16 protein-coding genes and 1 pseudogene are annotated in these 19,047 nt (G+C 71.6%); 10 read left to right on the top strand and 7 right to left on the bottom strand.

Annotation, left to right across the window (positions count from 1 at the left end):
- The 3 genes from ACFWBT_RS31375 to glgB all read left to right on the top strand — a co-directional run.
- Positions 1-326: alpha-glucosidase C-terminal domain-containing protein (locus ACFWBT_RS31375; RefSeq protein ID WP_385706364.1), on the top strand; the 326-nt coding region annotated here is incomplete at its 5' end.
- Between the two features lie 110 nt (positions 327-436).
- Entirely contained in the window at positions 437-1,873 is a 1,437-nt protein-coding gene (locus tag ACFWBT_RS31370) for a maltokinase (RefSeq protein WP_385706363.1), read from the top strand.
- A 47-nt stretch (positions 1,874-1,920) separates the two neighbouring features.
- Positions 1,921-4,407 (top strand): 1,4-alpha-glucan branching enzyme, encoded by a 2,487-nt coding sequence (glgB, locus tag ACFWBT_RS31365; protein ID WP_385706362.1) that lies wholly within the window; start codon positions 1,921-1,923, stop codon positions 4,405-4,407.
- 72 nt (positions 4,408-4,479) lie between these two features.
- On the opposite strand, the gene ACFWBT_RS31360 is transcribed toward glgB, so the two are convergent.
- From ACFWBT_RS31360 to ACFWBT_RS31345, 4 genes are all read right to left on the bottom strand, one after another.
- Positions 4,480-6,747 carry a HelD family protein gene (locus ACFWBT_RS31360; protein WP_385706365.1) on the bottom strand — a complete coding sequence of 756 codons (2,268 nt, stop codon included), beginning with the start codon at positions 6,745-6,747 and terminating at the stop codon, positions 4,480-4,482.
- 180 nt (positions 6,748-6,927) lie between these two features.
- Positions 6,928-7,284, bottom strand: coding sequence for a thioredoxin family protein (locus ACFWBT_RS31355; RefSeq protein ID WP_385706361.1), 357 nt, complete (start codon positions 7,282-7,284; stop codon positions 6,928-6,930).
- Positions 7,257-7,685 carry a MerR family transcriptional regulator gene (locus tag ACFWBT_RS31350; RefSeq protein ID WP_266762934.1) on the bottom strand — a complete coding sequence of 143 codons (429 nt, stop codon included), beginning with the start codon at positions 7,683-7,685 and terminating at the stop codon, positions 7,257-7,259. Before ACFWBT_RS31350 ends, ACFWBT_RS31355 begins: the two co-directional genes overlap by 28 nt.
- Positions 7,686-7,756: 71 nt before the next feature.
- Complete coding sequence (locus ACFWBT_RS31345; RefSeq protein WP_385706360.1) at positions 7,757-8,278, bottom strand: Lrp/AsnC family transcriptional regulator; 522 nt, start codon at positions 8,276-8,278, stop codon at positions 7,757-7,759.
- A gap of 110 nt (positions 8,279-8,388) precedes the next feature.
- Between ACFWBT_RS31345 and ACFWBT_RS31340 the strand changes: the two genes are divergently transcribed.
- Together ACFWBT_RS31340 and ACFWBT_RS31335 are read left to right on the top strand one after the other, a co-directional pair.
- Positions 8,389-9,291, top strand: coding sequence for an NAD-dependent epimerase/dehydratase family protein (locus ACFWBT_RS31340; RefSeq protein WP_385706359.1), 903 nt, complete (start codon positions 8,389-8,391; stop codon positions 9,289-9,291).
- A 1-nt stretch (position 9,292) separates the two neighbouring features.
- Positions 9,293-10,213 (top strand): aldo/keto reductase, encoded by a 921-nt coding sequence (locus tag ACFWBT_RS31335; protein ID WP_385706358.1) that lies wholly within the window; start codon positions 9,293-9,295, stop codon positions 10,211-10,213.
- A gap of 27 nt (positions 10,214-10,240) precedes the next feature.
- On the opposite strand, the gene ACFWBT_RS31330 is transcribed toward ACFWBT_RS31335, so the two are convergent.
- Together ACFWBT_RS31330 and ACFWBT_RS31325 are read right to left on the bottom strand one after the other, a co-directional pair.
- Positions 10,241-11,005: a DUF2127 domain-containing protein gene (locus tag ACFWBT_RS31330; protein WP_385706357.1), complete on the bottom strand. Its 765-nt coding sequence runs from the start codon at positions 11,003-11,005 to the stop codon at positions 10,241-10,243.
- A gap of 132 nt (positions 11,006-11,137) precedes the next feature.
- Entirely contained in the window at positions 11,138-12,883 is a 1,746-nt protein-coding gene (locus tag ACFWBT_RS31325) for an MFS transporter (RefSeq protein WP_385706356.1), read from the bottom strand.
- A gap of 204 nt (positions 12,884-13,087) precedes the next feature.
- Here ACFWBT_RS31325 and ACFWBT_RS31320 point away from each other — a divergent pair, with 204 nt between their 5' ends.
- Positions 13,088-13,696: a TetR/AcrR family transcriptional regulator gene (locus ACFWBT_RS31320; protein WP_385706355.1), complete on the top strand. Its 609-nt coding sequence runs from the start codon at positions 13,088-13,090 to the stop codon at positions 13,694-13,696.
- Between the two features lie 311 nt (positions 13,697-14,007).
- Here the strand turns inward: ACFWBT_RS31320 and ACFWBT_RS31315 are convergent, their stop codons facing one another.
- Complete coding sequence (locus ACFWBT_RS31315) at positions 14,008-15,417, bottom strand: cation:dicarboxylate symporter family transporter (RefSeq protein WP_385706354.1); 1,410 nt, start codon at positions 15,415-15,417, stop codon at positions 14,008-14,010.
- 192 nt (positions 15,418-15,609) lie between these two features.
- Here ACFWBT_RS31315 and ACFWBT_RS31310 point away from each other — a divergent pair, with 192 nt between their 5' ends.
- The 4 genes and pseudogenes from ACFWBT_RS31310 (at position 15,610) to ACFWBT_RS31295 (ending at position 18,963) form a co-directional block, all read left to right on the top strand.
- Positions 15,610-17,265 (top strand): ATP-binding protein, encoded by a 1,656-nt coding sequence (locus ACFWBT_RS31310; protein ID WP_385706353.1) that lies wholly within the window; start codon positions 15,610-15,612, stop codon positions 17,263-17,265.
- Positions 17,262-17,939 carry a response regulator gene (locus ACFWBT_RS31305; RefSeq protein WP_385706352.1) on the top strand — a complete coding sequence of 226 codons (678 nt, stop codon included), beginning with the start codon at positions 17,262-17,264 and terminating at the stop codon, positions 17,937-17,939. The genes ACFWBT_RS31310 and ACFWBT_RS31305 overlap by 4 nt, the downstream gene beginning before the upstream one ends.
- Before the next feature lie 38 nt (positions 17,940-17,977).
- Positions 17,978-18,136: pseudogene (locus ACFWBT_RS31300) on the top strand (sugar ABC transporter permease); the annotation flags it as partial.
- Positions 18,137-18,249: 113 nt separating this feature from the next.
- A complete protein-coding gene (locus ACFWBT_RS31295) occupies positions 18,250-18,963 on the top strand; it encodes a helix-turn-helix domain-containing protein (RefSeq protein WP_385706351.1) in 714 nt (237 codons plus the stop codon).
- The last annotated feature ends 84 nt before the right edge of the window (positions 18,964-19,047 follow it).

The following is a 19,047-nucleotide window of genomic DNA, read 5'->3' as shown; positions in this document are numbered from 1 at the left end:
TGATCGAGATCCGCAAACAGAACAAGGCCTTCGGACTCGGCTCCTACACCGAACTGCCCTCCTCCAACCCCGCCGTCCTCGCCTTCCTGCGCGAAGCGCCTTCGAGCGAGGGCGAGGGCGAGGGGGACGACGATCTCGTCCTGTGTGTGCACAACTTCTCCCGTTTCGCCCAGCCCACCGAACTGGATCTGCGCGAGTTCAACGGCAGACACCCGGTCGAGCTGATCGGCGGCGTGCGATTCCCGGCCATCGGCGAACTGCCGTACTTGCTGACCCTCGCCGGTCACGGCTTCTACTGGTTCCGGCTCCGCAAGGACGCCGTCTAGAACCCTGGCGGCGGGGCGGTTTCCCCCGCCCCGCCCTGGGCACGCATCACTAGCACCCCGACTCGCCCGGTATCCGGGACCCCGGGTCACTGGGGAAAGGACGCGACGCCATGTCGGAAGCCGTAACCCACTCTGCCACGGCCCCGGTCGCACGCCCCGAGTTGCTCGCGTCACTCGATCCACTGCTGCGGGAATGGCTGCCCCGGCAGCGCTGGTTCGCGGGCAAAGGGCGTCCGGTGACCGGATTCTCACTGGTGGCCGCGGTGGAACTGCTGCCGCCCACAGCCCAGTTGGGCCTGATCCATCTGCTCGTACGCGCCCATCAGCCGCGCACGCCGACGCAGGGCGCCCCCTCCCGTCCCGGCGACTGCTACCAGCTGCTGATCGGCGTGCGGGAAGCGCTGCCGCCACGGCTCGCACCCGCGCTGATCGGGCATCCCAAGGAGGGGCCGCTGGCCGGCCGGACGGTGTACGAGGCGCTGTACGACCCGCGCCCCGCCGGTGTCCTCCTGGAAGCCCTGCGCAGCGGGGCCCGCGTCGGTGACCTGCGCTTCGAGCACGACCGACGCCAGGAGATACGGAAGGACCTGGTGCCGCGCCTGGTGACGGCGGAGCAGTCCAACTCGTCGATCGTCTACGGAGATACGTTCATCCTGAAGGTGCTGCGCCGGGTCGTCCCCGGGGTCAACCCCGATCTGGAACTTCCGCTGACGCTGGCCCGGGAGGGCTGCGCGCGGGTCCCGGCCCCCGCGGCCTGGATGCTCGCGGACCTCGACGCGGAGACCTATGTACTCGGCGTGCTCCAGCCGTTCGTGCAGGGCGCGGCCGACGGCTGGGAACTGGCGCTGCGCGAGCTGGCCAAGGGCGAGGACTTCTCCGCCGAGGCGCGGGCGCTGGGCCGGGCCACCGCCGAGGTGCACACGGCGCTCGCCCGGTCGCTGCCCACGGTCACGCTGGGCCACACGCAGATGCGGCCTCTCGTCGACGGCATGACCGAGCGGCTGGACGCCGCCGCACAGGCGGTGCCCGCGTTACGGCCCCACGCCCGCGGCCTGCGCACCGCGTTCGAGGCGCTGGGCGATCTGGCCGCCGAGGGCCACACCTGGACGGCTCAGCGCATCCACGGCGATCTGCATCTCGGCCAGTGCCTGCGCTCCCCCGACGGGGAATGGTCGCTCATCGACTTCGAGGGCGAGCCGTCGAAGCCGCTCGCCGAACGCCGTATGCCCCAGCCCCCGGCGCGCGACATCGCGGGCATGCTCCGCTCCTTCGACTACGCGGCCCACTCCGTCCCCGGGGCTCTCGGCTCCCCGCGGGCCGGGGGGACCCCCGTCCCGCTGGTGCCCGGCTGGGCCGACACCTGCCGGGCCGCGTACTGCACCGGATACGCCGAGGTCAGCGGCCTCGACCCGCGCACGGACCCCGTCCTGCTGCGCGCCTTCGAGACGGACAAGGCGGTGTACGAGGTCGTGTACGAGGCCCGGCACCGCCCGGACTGGCTGCCGGTTCCCCTGGCGGCGGTACGGCGGCTGGCCGCGTCGCTCTGATCTCCCCCTGCCGTTCCCCAGCTCACCCTCCCGAGGAGGCCCTGCCCGTGACGCCCCGCCCCCCGTCCGACAGTCCGAAGAAGAACGGCGCGAAGAATCCGGCTGCCGCCGAGAAGACGGCGGCCGAGAAGGCCACGGCCGGCAAGAAGTCCGCCGCGAAGAAGGCCCCGAAGAAGGCCACGAGGAAGACGGTGACGGCCGTGGCGAAGATCCCGGAGCCCGCCGTCGGCGAGAACCCTCCCGCGGTCGGCGAGAACCCCATACCGGCGGAGACCAGTCCCACGCCGACCGGGACAGCTCCCGTACCGACCGCGAGCGGTCCCCTCGTCGGCGGCGAGTCTCCCGTCTTCGCCGGTGTCGGGTCGGCGGACCGGCAGCGGCTGCTCGACGGTACGCACCACGATCCGCACGGAGTGCTGGGCGCCCATCCGGTGCCGGGCGGCGTCGCCTTCCGGGCCTTCCGCCCGTACGCGCTCGGGGTCACCGTCGTCACGGACGACCTGCGTGCCGAACTGCGCGACGACGGGGACGGCTTCTTCTCCGGGCTGCTGCCGCTGCGCGCGGTCCCGGAGTCGTACCGGCTGCTCGTGGCGTACGAGGGGACGGTGCTGGAGACCGAGGACGCCTACCGCTTCCTGCCGACGCTCGGCGACTTGGACCTGCATCTGCTCGGCGAGGGCCGGCACGAGGAGCTGTGGCGGGCGCTCGGCGCCGAACCGATGGAGCGACAGGGCGTCGCCGGAACGCGCTTCACCGTGTGGGCCCCGAACGCGCTGGGTGTCCGGCTGGCCGGCACCTTCAACTTCTGGGACGGCACGGGATATCCGATGCGGTCGCTCGGCTCCTCAGGGGTGTGGGAACTGTTCGTGCCCGCGATAGGCGAGGGCGAGCTCTACAAGTTCGACATCACGCGGCCCGACGGTTCCCGTACGCAGCGCGCCGATCCGATGGCCCGCCGCACCGAGGCCCCGCCCAGCACGTCCTCGATCGTCCACGCGTCCCACCATGTGTGGCAGGACGCGGACTGGATGGCGCGGAGGGCCGCCCGGCCCGCCCACGAGGCGCCGTTCTCGGTGTACGAGGTACATCTGCCGTCCTGGCGACCCGGACTGACCTACCGTCAGCTGGCCGACCAGCTCCCCGCCTACGTCGCCGACCTCGGCTTCACCCACGTCGAACTGATGCCTGTCGCCGAGCACCCCTTCGGCGGCTCCTGGGGCTACCAGGTCACCGGCTTCTTCGCCCCGACCGCGCGCCTGGGCACCCCCGACGAGTTCAAGTACCTCGTCGACGCCCTCCACCGGGCCGGCATCGGCGTCCTGATGGACTGGGTCCCCGCCCACTTCCCCCGCGACGACTGGGCCCTCGCCGAATTCGACGGACGCCCGCTGTACGAACACGCCGACCCGCTCCGGGCCGACCACCCCGACTGGGGCACCCTCGAATTCGACTACGGCCGCCGCGAGGTCCGCAACTTCCTCGTCGCCAACGCCACCTACTGGTGCGAGGAGTTCCACATCGACGGCCTGCGCGTCGACGCCGTCGCCTCCATGCTCTACCTCGACTACTCCCGCGAACCCGGCCAATGGGTCCCCAACGAACACGGGGGCCGCGAGAACCTCGACGCCGTCGCGTTCCTGCAGGAGATGAACGCCACCGTCTACCGCCGCAACCCCGGCGTCGTCACCATCGCCGAGGAGTCCACCGCCTGGGACGGCGTCACCCGGGCCACTCATCACATCGGTCCCGGGGGCTTCGGCGGTCTGGGTTTCGGGCTGAAGTGGAACATGGGGTGGATGCACGACTCGCTGGACTATGTGTCCCACGAGCCGGTCCACCGCAAGTACCACCACGACGAGATGACGTTCTCGATGGTGTACGCCTACAGCGAGAACTACGTCCTGCCGATCTCCCACGACGAGGTCGTCCACGGCAAACGCTCACTGGTCTCCAAGATGCCCGGCGACTGGTGGCAGCAGCGCGCCAACCTGCGCGCGTATCTCGCCTTCATGTGGGCCCACCCGGGCAAGCAACTCCTCTTTATGGGCCAGGAGTTCGCCCAGGGCGCCGAATGGTCGGAGGCCCACGGCCCGGACTGGTGGCTCCTCGACCCCTCCTACGGCGCCGAACCCGACCACCGCGGCGTCCGCGACCTCGTCCGCGACCTCAACTCCACCTACCGGCACGAGGCCGCGCTCTGGGAACGCGACACCGACCCGGCCGGCTTCGCCTGGATCACCGGGGACTCCGCCGACGACAACGTCTTCGCGTTCCTGCGCCACGCCGCCGACGGCACCCCCCTGCTCGCCGTCTCCCACTTCTCCCCCGCGGTCCGGCACAACTACCGCCTCGGCGTCCCCGAGGACATCCCCGCCTGGCACGAAGTCCTCAACACCGACAACCTCCGCTACGGCGGCAGCGACCTCACCAACCCCGACCCCGTCAAACCGGAACCCCAGGGCCGGCACGGCCGTCCGGCCAGCATCCAGCTGACCCTGCCGCCGCTCGCGACGGTGTGGCTGCGCCCGGCCTAGCGCCTGTCCACGCAGGGTCCCGGCCTTCCCGGGGTTGAGAACCACGGGGAAGGCCGGGGCAGCGGGACCCCGTCACTCCAGCCCGGCGCCCCGCAGCGACGCGGGCAGTTCCCCGGTGTGCACGAGTCCCAGGGTCTGGGTGGCCCGGGTCAGCGCCACGTACAGATCACTGGTCCCGTACGACGCGGGCTCGACCACCAGCACGGAGTCGAATTCCAGCCCCTTGGCCTGCCGGGGGTCGAGGAGCACCACCGTGCGGGTGAGGTCCGGCTCCTGGCCCGCCGTCACTCCGTCCAGCCGGCCGGCGAGCGCCGCGTGCAGGGCACGCGGCGCGATCACCGCGAGCCGCCCCTCGGCGGGGGTCAGCTCGGCGACGGCCTTGGCGACGGCGCCGGGCAGGTCGTCCCCGGCGTCCCGCGCCCAGGGCCGTACCCCGGTGGAGCGGACGGAGCGCGGCGGCTCGAACCCGGGGCGCTCGGCCCGCACCACACCGGCGGCGACGTCCATGATCTCGGACGGGGTGCGGTAGTTGACGCCGAGCCGTGTGTGCTCCCAGCGATCCTCGACGTACGGGGCGAGGATCTCCTCCCACGAGCCGACCCCCGCCGCCTCCGCCGTCTGCGCGGGGTCGCCGACGAGCGTCATGGAACGCGTGGGGCTGCGTCTCATCAGCAGCCGCCACGCCATCGGCGACAGCTCCTGCGCCTCGTCGACGATGATGTGGCCGAAGGCCCACGTCCGGTCGGCGGCGGCGCGCTCGGCGGCGCTGCGGTGGTCGTCCTCCTCGTGCCGCTCGGCCATCCGCTCGGCGTCGATGATGTTGTGCGCGGACAGGATCTCGGAGTCCTCCTCGTCCTTGTCCTCGAACTCGTACGTCCGCGAGGCGTAGGAGACGTCCAGCACGCCCTGCGCGTAGGCGATCTGGGTTCGGCGTTCCTGGTCGGCGAGCGCCCGGCCGACCCGGTCGTCCTCGCCCAGCAGTTCGGCGGCCTCGTCGAGGAGGGGCACGTCCGCGCCGGTCCAGTCCCCGGCCCGGGTCAGCGGGCGGCGGACGACCGCCGCGTCCTCGTCCGGGAGGTAGCCCCGCGGGTCGGCCAGGAAGTCGGCGACCAGTCGCTGCGGGGTCAGCCTCGGCCACAACTGGTCGACAGCGGACCAGACTTCGGGGTTCTCGGCGAGTTCGTCGCGGATCTGGGTGATGTCGCTCGGGTCGAGGAGGTTGGAGCCGTCGAAGGGGTCCGTGCCGATGCGTTCGGCGAGCATGTCGGTGAGGGCGTTGAGGATGTGCCCCTCGAAGTGCTCGCGGGCGACGTTGTGGGGCAGGTCCGCCGCGCGGGTGCGGTCCCGGGCGACCTGGACGAGGCCCGCGTCGAGCATCAGGATGTCCCGGTCGTGCTCGATCGCGATCACCGGGTCGGGAAGGGCCTGGCGGTCCCGGACGACCTCGGCGAGGACCCCGGCCATCTCGGCGCGCCCCTTCACGGCGGCCGCCTCGGGCGTGTCGAGGGCCGTGGCGTGGACGCCGGGGAAGAGTTCGCCGACGGTCGAGAGCAGCACACCGGTCTCGCCGAGCGAGGGCAGCACCTCGCCGATGTAGCCGAGGAAGGCCGGGTTCGGACCGACGATCAGGACGGCCCGCTTGGCGAGCAGTTCCCGGTGTTCGTACAGCAGATACGCGGCGCGGTGCAGGGCGACGGCGGTCTTGCCGGTGCCGGGGCCGCCTTCGACGACCATGATGCCCCGGTGCGGCGCGCGGATGATCCGGTCCTGTTCGGCCTGGATGGTCTGCACGATGTCGCCCATGCGGCCGGTGCGGGCCGAGTTGAGCGCGGCGAGCAGCACGGCGTCGCCGGTCGGGTCCTCGTGGCCGGTGCGTTCGCGGTCGCCGAGGTCGAGGATCTCGTCGTGCAGGGAGGTGACGTGGCGGCCCTCGGTGGTGATGTGCCGGCGGCGGCGCAGGCCCATCGGGGTGTGGCCGGTGGCCAGGTAGAAGGGGCGGGCGACCGGGGCCCGCCAGTCGATGAGGACCGGGGTGCGCTCGGTGTCGTCGGAGCGGATGCCGATCCGGCCGATGTGGCGGGTGACGCCGGCGGAGGGCGCCCCTTCCGCGGGGGATTCCACCGGGGCCAGATCGATACGGCCGAAGCAGAGCGACCCGTCCACGGCGTTCAGCGCGGCCAGCAGCCCCGAGCGTTCGGCGACCAGGATGTCCCGTTCGAGCCGGGCCTGCCTGGGCGTGTCGCCCTGGGCGAGCGCGTCCTCGACGGAGGCCTCGGTGGCACCTCGCAGGGCGTCCACCCGCGCGTACAGCCCGTCGATGAATTCCTGCTCGCTTCGCAGTTCATCATCGGGGAATTCTGTGTGCGATCCCTTGTTTGACAATTCCGCTCCCGCCCAGATATACTCTGCCTACTGAACTTCTTTGCGACTCGGTCCCCTTGAAGTCGCGAATCATCGAATATACGCAAAGAAATCCCCCGGGCGCAATTGCCCAGGGGATTTTTTGTATGCCGGGTGGGGTCAGAGCACGTCGGACAGCTCCTGGAGCAGCCGTCGCTTGGGCCGCGCGCCCACCATCGACTTCACGGGTTCACCGCCGCGGAAAACCATGAACGTCGGCATCGAGAGCACGCCGTACGCCAGCGTCGTCTCCGGATTGGTGTCCACGTCCAGCTGGACCACCTTGAACCGGTCGGCCTCCTCGAAGGCCAGCTCGCTGAGCACCGGCCCCATCTGCCGGCACGGCGGGCACCAGTCGGCCGTGAACTCCACCAGCACGGGCAGATCCGCCCCGATCACCTCCGCTCCGAAGTCCGCGTCCGTCACCTCGGCCACGCCTGCCGCCTTGATCACCGCGTCCGCCCTCCCAGTTCGCATACGGGTTCCGGACCGCCCGGAACCTCCGCGTCGGCCGCCAGCTCGTCGCGCGCCCGTTCGGCCCGCGCCAGCTGCTCGCCGACCTGTGCGCGCACCGACCGCAGCTCGTCGATCAGCCCGTCGAGCTCGCCGAGCTTGCGGCGGTAGACGTCGAGGGACGCCGGGCACGAGTCGCCCTCGGGATGCCCGGCCCGCAGACACTCCACGAAGGGGCGGGTCTCCTCCAGGTCGAACCCGAAGTCCTGCAACGTCCTGATCTGCCGCAGCAGCCGCAGGTCGTGCTCGTCGTACGTCCGGTACCCGTTCTCGCCCCGCCGCGCGGGCAGCAGCCCCCGCGACTCGTAGTAACGCAGAGTCCGCGTGGTCGTCCCGGCTCGTTCCGCCAGCTCGCCGATTCGCATGCCTCGACGGTAATCCTTGACGCCGACGTCAAGGCAAGCGTCCGCGGGCGGCCGGTTCAGCGGGCGGCCGGTCAGCGGGCGGTGCGCGGCAGCAGCGGCTTCCGCTCCACCGGTGACGACAGGACGATCGATGTCGTCGTCCGCCCCAGCGCGGAGGTCTGCTCCAGGACGTCCTCCAGATGGATCGTGTCCTCGACGGCGACCTTGAGGATCCAGCAGTCCTCGCCGACGACGTGGTGGACCTCGGTGATCTCGGGGCGGGCCAGCAGTTCCAGGGTCCGCGGGTGCTTGAGCGTGTAGCCGCCGTGCGGATTGACGCGGATGAAGGCCTGGATGCCGTAGCCGAGACGGGGTGCCGACACCCGGGCGCCGTATCCGGTGATCGCGCCCGCCGTCTCCAGCCGGCGCACCCGCTCCGCGACCGCCGCCGGGCTCAGCCGGACCCGGCGGCCCAGCTCGCTGAGCTTGATGCGGCCGTCGCTCTGGAGCAGTTCCAGGATCTGCCGGTCCAGCGCGTCGAAGGCCACCGACGTTTCGCCGGAGACGGCGCGCGGCTGCCGTGGTTCTTTCGGTGCGACGGCCGGATCTCCCATGTCTCCCCCTTCAGACCTGTCCCTTGCGACGGGAGAATTATGACCACAGGCCGAGGAACCGGGAACGCCCGGTGATCGGTGACGGGTGCGCGGGAATAGGGGAGGGCGATGTGCGAGAGATCTGCGTGATCGGCGGGAACCGGTATTTCGGAAAGCGTCTCATCGACCGGTTGACGGCCGCGGGAGACCGGGTCACCGTCATCAATCGCGGCTCGTCGGCGCCGCCCGCCGGGACCATTCATCTGATCGCCGACCGCGATGACGAGAACTCCCTGGAAAAGGCGCTGGGTTCACGGACTTTCGACGTCGTCGTCGACCAGGTCTGCTACACACCGCGGCAGGCGGAGATCGCGCGCCGGGTCTTCGCGGGGCGCACGCGCCGCTATGTGATGACGTCCACCGTCGAGGTCTACGAGTACGAGGACACGGCGGCCCCGGTCGGCGAGGGGGCCGTGGATGCCCGTACGGTCGCCGTCGATCCCGGCCTCCCCTGGGACGACGCGGAGTTCCTCGACGCGCACTACGGGGAGGGCAAACGACAGGCCGAGGCGGTGTTCGCGGCCGAGCCCGGCTTCCCGTACGTGGCCGTGCGCGTCGCCCATGTGCTGGGCGGGGACGACGACTTCACCGGGCGTCTGCAGCACTACGCCGACCGTATCCGCGCCGGCGAGCCGATCGCCGTGCCCCCGGTGAACCACCCGGCGACGTACATCCACGTCGAGGAGATCGCCGACTTCCTCTTCTGGACGGTGGGCGAGGACTTCACCGGCCCGGTCAACGCGGCCTCCCACGGGACCCTGACCACGGAGGAGCTGTGCGAGGCGATCGTCGCGCACCTCCCGGACGGCAGGACGCTCCTGCGGGCCGTCGAGGTGGGAGAGGTCTCCCCCTTCTCCTTCGGCCGTTCCTACGGCATGGACAACTCCCGGGCCACCCGGCTCGGTTTCCCCTTCGGTGACGCGCGGGCGTGGCTGCCGCGCGCCGTGGCCGAGACCCTCGGAAAGGACGACTGACATGCGCCGGCGGACACTTGGCGGGCTGAGCGTGAGTGCCGTGGGGCTCGGCGTGATGCCGCTGTCCATCGAGGGCCGCCCGGACGAGGCGCGGGCGCTGGCCACGGTGCACGCCGCCCTCGACGCGGGCGTCACGCTCCTCGACACGGCGGACTCCTACCATCTGCCCGGCGACGAACCCGGCCACAACGAACGGCTCGTGGCGCGCGCCCTCGCGACGTACGGCGGCGACACCACGGACGTCCTGGTGACCACCAAGGGCGGGCGCGGCAGGCCGGCCGACGGCAGCTGGACGGTGGACGGCTCCCCGCGCCGTCTCAAGGCGGCGGCCGAGGCCTCCCGGAAGCGGCTGGGCCTGGAGGCGATCGGCCTCTACCAGTTGCACAAGCCCGACCCCGCCGTCCCCTTCGAGGACTCGGTCGGCGCCCTGCGCGACCTTCTCGACGCGGGCACGATCCGGCTGGCCGGAATCTCCAACACCACCACCGACCAGATCCGCCGGGCCCACGCGATCCTCGGCGACCGTCTGGTCTCCGTCCAGAACCGGTACTCCCCCGCCGTACGGGACAGCGACGCCGAACTGCTTCTCTGTGCCGAGCTGGGTCTCGCCTTCCTGCCGTGGAGCCCGCTGGGCGGCATCTCCCGCAGTTCCCTGGACGGCCCGTCCGGCACCGGCTCCCCGGACGGTTCCCGGGAGGGGTTCGAGGCGTTCCACGCGGTGGCCCGGGAGCAGGGCGTGAGCCCTCAACAGGTCTGTCTCGCCTGGCTGTCGGCCCGCTCCCCCACCGTGATCCCGATCCCGGGCGCCAGCCGCCCGGAGACCGCCCGGGACTCGGCGGGGGCCGCGGACCTGCTGCTGAGCACGGCGGACCTGGCCCGCCTGGACACGGCGACGGACCACCGGCGCCCGCCCCTCACCTGACCCTGAGGCGGGCGTCGGCCCGACGGGTCACACCAGGACCCCGGCCGACTCCTCCACCTCCAGGAGCGACGCGCTCTGCCGCTCCGCCTCGAACGCCTTGTGCCCGCCACGCAGGCCGAACAGCCGCTTGGTGAGGGCGATGTAGAGGACGGCGAGAACGTTCAGGACCAGCGTGGCGATCTTCAACCAGCTGATGTGCTCGGTGAGTTCGTAGATCTCCAGCGGAAGGAACGCCGCGGTGGCGACGACCGTGAGGTACTCCGCCCAGCGCTTGGCGTACCAGAGCCCGACCGCCTCGACGATCTCGATCAGCGCGTACACCAGCAGCAGGACCGCGACCAGCAGCAGCGTGGAGTGCTTGTAGCCGAAGGTCTTCTGGATGGTGCCGACCACGGGCGAGTGGTCGAGGTCGTAGTGGAAGTGCCGGAAGACCGGCCGGAGGACGTCGAGGTATTCGTCGAAGAGGCGGCGCACCGCGTCCTGGCTGTTGCTGAACTTCCACACGGCGGCCGCGACCAGCACGATGAACACCCCGCGCACGGCCCGCTCGATCGCCAGGAAGCGCAGGATGAACAGATCGCGGAGCACCTTGCCGCGGGGCACGAGCGGCGCCTCGGCCGCGGGGCCCGTGCCGTGCGGATCGCCCAGCGCGAAGTCGCCGCAGCGCAGACAGCGCCAGGCCTCGCCGAGGCCCGTCTCGGCGCGCAGCCGCTCCCGCAGCACCCGCTCGTCGGGCGCGTACGTCACATGGCCGCGCCGTGCGCAGGTACGCCGGTCCCAGTCGATCTTCATGCTCGGTGTCCTCCGCAGAACGTGTCGTGCCGTGCCGGTCGGTCCGGCACGGCACGGTAGTGCACCTGTTCTACGAGACGGCGGCCCGCGGGTCACGGTTCCGGGCGGCCGGGCGGTGGGGCGGGTCAGGGATCAGCGGGTCGTCTTTCCCGCGGACACGGCCTCCTCCGACGGCACCTCGGCGTCCACCGGGACGTCCGCACCGGCCCGCTTCGCGGTGCCGTTCTCCGTTTCGCGCTCGGCCGCGGCCTCGGAGTCCGTGCGCCCCTTCCGTGGCAGCAGCACCGCCACCAGCACGGTGCCCACACCCAGGATCACCGCTCCGACGAGGCTGGTGTGCGCCACCGCGTCCGAGAAGGACGAGCCGACCGCGTCCGCCATCTGCCGGGCTCCGTCGGCGAGTTGACCGGCCTGCGCCTTCAACTGGGCCGCCTGCTCGGCGTTCGCCGTCTGCGCGGCCTGTTCGCCGAGCGCGCGGGCCTTGTCGCCGATGCCCTGGGCGACGGCGTATCCGGCGCCCACCGAGTCCTGGGCCGTGGTCAGGGCGCCCGCCGGGAGCTTGCTGCCCGCGGTCGCGTCCGCCAGGTGCGAGGAGTACGAACCGGCCAGCACCGAGCCGAGGATGGCGATGCCGAGCGAGCCCCCGAGCTCCAGCGAGGTGTCGTTGACCGCGCCGCCGACGCCCAGTTCGGCCTCGGGGAACGCGCCCATGATGGCGTCCGTGCAGGGCGAGAGCGCGAGCCCGATGGCGAGGCCGAGGATGACCAGGGGCAGGACGAGATCGCCGTACGCCGAGGAGGCGTCCACCCGGGTGAGCAGCGCCAGCGCCACCGTGCCGCCGACCATGCCCGCGGTCACCGTGAACTTCATGCCGATGCGGGGGGTGAGGTACCCGGTGAGCGCCGAGCCCACGAAGACGGCGCCGGCGAGCGGCAGCATCCGTACACCGGTGTCCAGCGCGTCGTAGCCGAGGACGAACTGGAGGTGCTGGGTGAGGTAGTAGAAGGCGCCGAAGACGGCCAGGAAGAAGAGGGCGACGGCGAGGTTCGAACCGGCGAAGCGACGGTGGGCGAAGCGCCGTACGTCGACGACCGGGCGCGGGTGGCGCAGCTCCCACAGGACGAAGAGGACCAGTCCGGCGCCGGCGGCCACCGCGGCGGTCACGGCCTTCACGCCCCACCCGAAGTGCGGGCCTTCGATGATCATGTAGACCAGCGAGCCGATCCAGACGACGGAGAGCAGCCCGCCGACGTGGTCGATGCGGTGGTGGTGCGCGGCCTTGGACGGCGGTACGAGGACGAGCGTGCCGACGATGGCGAGGGCGGCGATCGGCACGTTGATCAGGAACGTGGACGACCAGCCGTGGTGCTCCAGGAGGGCGCCCGCGACCAGCGGCCCGGCGGCGATCGCGAGACCGGCGGTGGCGGTCCACAGGACGATCGCCTTGGCCCGTTCGGCGCGCGGGAAGGTCGCGGCGAGCAGGGAGAGCGTGGCCGGCATGATCAGCGCGGCGCCGACGCCCATGACGGCGCGGGCCGCGATGACCCCGGTGGAGCTGTCGACGAGCGATCCGGCGACCGCGCCGCCACCGAAGACGACGAGTCCGAGGACGAGCGCGCCGCGGCGGCTGTACTTGTCGCCGATGGCGCCGAGCAGCAGCATCAGCGCGGCGTACGGGACGGTGTATCCGTCGATGACCCATTGGAGGTCGGCGCTGGACAGGCCGAGGTCCTGGGTCATGTCGGGAGCCGCGACCGTGAGGGCGGTGTTCGCCATCACGATGATCAGCAGGCTCAGGCAGAGCACCAGCAGCGCCCACCAGCGCCGGGCGTAGGGCCGGTCCATCCTCTCGACCGGCTCGTTCATGACGAGACGCATGGCTACGGTCGCCTTCCTCGATCGACGGGTACGGAGATCCGTCCGCACCAGAACTTGCACAACGGAGTGCAATTGCACAACTCTGTGCAATGTACGAGATTGCACAGCACTGTGCAAACGCAGGAGGCGGAGACGCATGACGAAGGAGGTGGAGACCCTTGACCGCGGGGGGTGGCCGCCCGAGGGGCGGGCAGAATGGCAGCCATGACCACGGGTAGCCCGAGCCGCGCCGATGTGAACCGCCGCCGCATCCTCGACGTCGCACTCGCCGAACTGCTGCGCGATCCCGACGCGTCCATGGACCAGATCGCCCGCGCGGCGGGTGTCGTACGGCGCACGGTGTACGGGCACTTCCCCAGCCGCGAGGCACTGGTCGGCACCCTGACCGACGAGGCCGTGGCGACGGTCGCGGCGGCGCACGCGGCGGGCCGCGAAGGGGTCGCGGACCCGGCCGAGTCCCTGGCCCGCTCGACCCTCGCCGTCTGGGAGATCGCCGACCGCTACCGGCTGCTGGTCGCCCTCGCCCAGCGCAGCGTCACCATGCAGGGCATCCGCGAGCGCCTCACACCGGTCCGGGAGGCCTGCGCGGAGATCCTTCGGCGCGGCCTCGACCAGGGCGTCTTCACGTCCCCGCTGCCCCCGCGGGCACTGGCGTACGTACACGAGCAGACCCTGTTCGCCCTGATGGAGGCGGTGAACGACGGGCTCCTGGCAGCGGAGGAGGCGGGCCGCTCCGCCGCGGTCACCATGCTGACCGCGGCGGGCGTACCCGCCTCGCACGCCACCGCACTGGTGGCGAAGCTGAGCGACTGAGTCCTCGCAGGGGTCAGGACCTCCGAGCACCCGGTCGCCTTCAGCGCTGCACCGGACGGCCAGGCCCGTGGGGGAAGCCCGACCGCCCGGCGTCTCAGGGGGCGGCACATCACGCGACCGCGGAAAGCGAACGCCGCCCGGCGAAGGGAGCAGGCCGCAGGGAGCCGGTGCCATTCGACGCCGGCTCCGTACGGCAGGACGCGCGCCCGGGGCGGGATCAGCTCGGCGGCCTCAAGGACCCGCTCCGCGTACCGTGCGCACCGCGCATCCGGTGCCCGCCGCACCGTCGGCCCCTCGCGGGGCCGACGCTCCTACGCCTTCACCGGCTCCTTCTCGCCGCCCTGCTCCGGCACGTCCGCGTGGACGTCGGCGGTGTCGGCGTCGTCCAGCAGGGTCTTCTCGTCGAACGGCAGCTGTCCGGCGAGGACCTTGGCCACCCGCTCCCGGTCGATCTCCTTCGTCCAGGTGCCGATCAGGACCGTCGCCACGGCGTTCCCCGCGAAGTTCGTCAGGGCGCGTGCCTCACTCATGAAGCGGTCGATGCCGACGATGAGGCCGACGCCGTCCACCAGGGCGGGCTTGTGCGACTGGAGGCCGCCGGCCAGGGTCGCGAGGCCCGCCCCGCTGACGCCCGCCGCGCCCTTGGACGCGACGAGGAGGAAGAGCAGGAGCGGGATCTGCTCCCCGATCGACATCGGCGTGCCCATCGCGTCGGCGATGTAGAGCGAGGCCATGGTCATGTAGATCATCGTGCCGTCGAGGTTGAAGGAGTAGCCGGTCGGGACGGTGATGCCGACCACCGGCTTGCCGACGCCCAGGTGCTCCATCTTCGCGATGAGCCGCGGCAGGGCGGACTCGGAGGAGGAGGTGGACAGGATCAGCAGGAACTCCCGGCCCAGGTACTTCAGGAACGTCAGGATGTTCAGGCCCGTCACCACGCGCAGCAGCGTGCCGAGCACGACGAAGACGAAGAGGAAGCAGGTGACGTAGAAGCCGAGCATCAGCACGGCGAGACTCTTGAGCGCGTCCAGGCCGGCGGAACCGGTGACCGCGGCGATGGCGCCGAAGGCACCGAGCGGGGCCGCCCACATGACCATGGCGAGGACCCGGAAGACGAGCCGCTGGATGTGCTCCACACCGCGCAGGACGGGCTGCCCGGCCGACCCCATGGCCTGCAGCGCGAACCCGGTGAGCAGCGCGACGAGCAGGGTCTGCAGGACCTGGCCCTCGGTGAACGCCGAGACCATCGTGGTCGGGATGATCGAGAGCACGAAGTCGACCGGCGGCAGCGCCTCCGCCGACACCTGCCCCTGACCGGCGTCCTTGACCGCGTCGGTCATCGCCAGGCTGCTGCCCGGCTCCAGGATGTTGCCGACGACCAGGCCGATCGCCAGCGCGACCAGCGACATCACCAGGAAGTAGCCGAGCGCGATACCGCCGACGGCGCCGACCTTGGCGGCCTTGCGCACCGAGCCGATGCCCAGCACGATCGTGCAGAAGATGATCGGGGAGATCATCATCTTGATCAGGTTCACGAAGCCCGTACCGATGGGCTTCAGCTCGACCGCGAGGTCGGGGGCGATCAGACCCACGGCGATACCGAGGATCACGGCGCCGATCACGGCGATGTACAGATAGTGCGTACGGTCCCGCTTGGCGGCGGGTGCGGCAGGTGCCGTTTGCGGCGTGCTGGCCACGGCTGCCCTCCTTGACGACGTCATCGGCATCATCCGGCGTGCGGCTCACGTCCGGCGGAACCCCGGAGTGCGGCTCACGTCCGGGGGATCCGGGAGGCGTGGACTCCCGGGGGATGAGGGGACTATCTCCCGGCGTGTGAGGGCGGTCACCCTTCCGTTCATTGAGTTCACGCTCCCCCGGAAGAGCTCCCGCCCGGGGGAGGCACACTGAACGGCATGCGCCTCCCCCGTGTCCCGCGACCCCGCAGCCTCGCCGGCCAGCTCTTCGGCATGCAGGCGGTACTGATCGCGGTCCTCGTCGCCGGGTACGCGCTGTTCAGCTACGTCAGCGACCGCGGCCAGGCCGAGGAGGCGGCCGGCCGTCACGCGATGGCCGTCGCCCGCTCGGTCGCGGACGCCCCGTCCGTCCACGAGGCCATCGGCACCGCGAACCCCACCGCGGACCTCCAGCCGTACGCCCTCCGGGTGCAGCGGGACACCGGGGTCGACTTCGTGACGATCATGAATCCGCGGGGCATCCGCTGGACGCACCCGGAGGAGAAGCTGATAGGCAAGCACTTCCTCGGGAACATCGGCCCCGCTCTGCAGGGCGGGTCCTTCACGGAGACGTACACGGGCAGCCTCGGCCCCTCCGTGCGCGCCGTCACCCCGATCCGGGCCGACGGTCGGACCATCGGCCTGGTCAGCGCCGGCATCAAGGTCGAGGCGATCACCAAACGCGTCCAGGACCAGATGACGGCCCTGATCGGGGTCGCGGCGGGCGCGCTGCTGCTGGGCGGTATCGGCACCTACGTCATCAACGCCCGGCTGCGCCGCTCCACCCAGGGCATGAACGCGGCCGAGCTGAGCCGTATGCACGACTACCACCAGGCCGCGCTGCACGCCGTGCGCGAGGGGCTGCTGATGCTGGACGGGCAGTTCCGGGTGGCCCTGATGAACGACGGCGGGCGGGAACTGCTCGGCGTCACGGACGACGTGGTCGGCCGTTCGGTGGCCGAACTCGGGCTGCCCGCGCCGCTGACGGGCGCGCTGCTGTCGGCGGAGCCCCGTCTGGACGAGGTCCATCTGACGGACGCGCGGGTGCTGGTCGTGAACACCACCCCGGTGTCCGGCGGCGAACGCCGCGGCACGGTCGTCACCCTGCGCGATGTGACCGAACTCCAGGCGCTGACCGGCGAGCTGGACTCGGAGCGCGGCTTCACCCAGGCGCTGCGCTCACAGGCGCACGAGGCGGCGAACCGCCTGCACACGATGGTCTCCCTCATCGAACTGGGCCGCGCCGAGGAGGCCGTCGACTTCGCCACCGCGGAGCTGGAACTGGCGCAGGCCCTCACCGACGAGGTGATCTCCGCGGTCAGCGAACCGGTCCTCGCCGCGCTGCTGCTGGGCAAGGCGGCGCAGGCGAACGAGCGCGGTGTGGAACTCGTGGTCTCCGAGGACAGCGGCATCGACGACGGGCTGCTCCCGGCCTCGCTCTCCGCGCGCGACCTGGTCACCGTCCTGGGCAATCTGATCGACAACGCGCTGGACGCGGCGCAGGGCACGGCGGGCGCACGGGTCACGGTGACGGCGTTCACCGGCGAATCCGTCCTGGTCCTGCGGGTCGCCGACACCGGCTCGGGGGTGGACCCCGCCCACGCGGAGCAGGTCTTCCAGCGCGGCTGGTCCACGAAACCGGCGGGCCCCGGCGGCCGCGGCCTCGGTCTGGCCCTCGCCCGCCAGACCGTGAACCGTCACGCGGGCACGCTGGAGGTCCGCGAAGGAATCGAGGGCGGGGCGGAGTTCGAGGTGCGCCTGCCGTTGCCCTCGGCTGTCCCGCCCGGCCGGTCCGCCCCGCCGTCCGAGTCCGCTGTGCCTGGAGGCGCCGTATGACCGATCCGATCCGGGTGCTCGTCGTCGAGGACGACCCCGTCGCCGCCGACGCGCACGTCATGTACGTCGGCCGGGTACCCGGCTTCACGGCGGTCGGCAAGGCCCGCACGGGGGCGGAGGCGCGCCGCGCGCTGGACCGTACGCCGGTGGACCTGCTGCTGCTCGACCTGCATCTGCCGGACGTGCACGGCCTCCAGCTCGCCCGCTCCCTGCGCGCCGCCGGCTATCACGCGGACGTCATAGCCGTGACGTCCGCGCGGGACCTGGCGGTCGTACGGGAGGGGGTGTCGCTCGGGGTCGTCCAGTACGTGCTGAAGCCGTTCACCTTCGCCACCCTGCGCGACCGGCTGATCCGGTACGCCGAGTTCCGCGCGGCGGCCGGCGAGGCGAGCGGCCAGGACGAGGTGGACCGCGCGCTGGCGGCCCTGCGCGCTCCGGGACCGGCCGCGCTGCCCAAGGGCCTGAGCGCGCCGACCCTGGAACGCGTGACCGTCACCCTCCGGGACTGTGCCGACGGCCTGACGGCGGCCAAGGTCGCCGAGGCCGTCGGCATCTCCCGGATCACCGCCCGGCGCTATCTGGAGCACCTGGTGGAGGCGGGCCGGGCGGCGCGCGCCCCGCAGTACGGGACGGTCGGGCGACCGGAGTTGCAGTACCGCTGGGTGAAGGGCTGACCCTGGAGGGGCTCAGCCGTTCGGCAGCGCGGCAGTGCGGTCCGGAAAATCGCAGCCAGACCCTGCCCCTGTTCATGCACGAACAGGCCCTCCAGAACAGCGTGATCGGGTAGGGGACAGCGGTGGCGCTGCTGCTCCCGGTGGTCGGCTCACTGTTCTCGCTGGTGTACATACGACTGCTGCGGACGGAGGTGTGAGATGTCCGCTTCCGGCGGGACGGATTCAGGGCCGAGGTCGAAACCGTATGTTCCTACAATCTGTGATTGTGGCCGAACAGACCGTAGTCACCGCAGCCCCGGACCCATATTTTGTGCGCGTGCACCGACCGCAAGCCCAACAGCCCACCCCGCCGTTCAACGCCCCCGCCGCCCGGAGACTGCGGGCAGCGCTCGGAATGGGGCCCGAGCATGTCGCGTACGGACTGAGAGCCTCGTACGGGCTGCCGTACGTCACACCCGATCTCGTCACCGCCTGGGAGCGCGGCATCACCGCGCCGAGCAGCCCGGAACTCACCGCCCTCGCAGGCGTGTTGTGGTGCTCACCGGGTGAACTCATAGGCGCCCCCCGCACCTTGCGCGAACACCGCGTCGCCCGCGATCTCGCCCAGGAGGACGTGGCACGCGCAGTCGGGCTCGAACTCCTCGCCTACCAGAGGATGGAGGAGGCCGGCACCTGGCGCGGCAACGAGCGGCAGTCCACCGCGCTCGCCGACGTTCTCGAACTCTCGCTGCCCGACTTCATCACCGTGACGGGCCGCGACGCCCGGCTCGGCGACCTGCTGCGCAGCGCCGTGACGACGCGCTGGCAGGCCTATGTGCGCCCGGTCTCGAAGGTGGTGCCGCTGGACCGGAACCTCCTGGAGACCGCGCTGGAGGAGATGCACACCGACTACCAGGGGCAGATGGTCGCGACGCTGAACTGGGGCGGCGGTTCGGCCGCGACCGGTTCGGGCGAGTCCGGCCGGGAGTACCTCGACCGGGTCGTCGACCACTTCTGGTCGACGGTCCACAGAAGTACGTACTGAGCATGCGGCCGTGGTCGTGGGGGGGGGGGCCGCCCGGGGGGGGGCGCCGCGGCCGCCCGGCCCCCCGGGGGCGGGCGGCCCCGC

The sequence above is a fragment of the Streptomyces sp. NPDC060027 genome, from assembly GCF_042737005.1.
In the GTDB taxonomy this organism is placed as follows: Bacteria; Actinomycetota; Actinomycetes; order Streptomycetales; family Streptomycetaceae; genus Streptomyces.
Note: the sequence above shows the minus strand (reverse complement) of the source record. Positions and strands in the feature narration are given on the sequence as shown.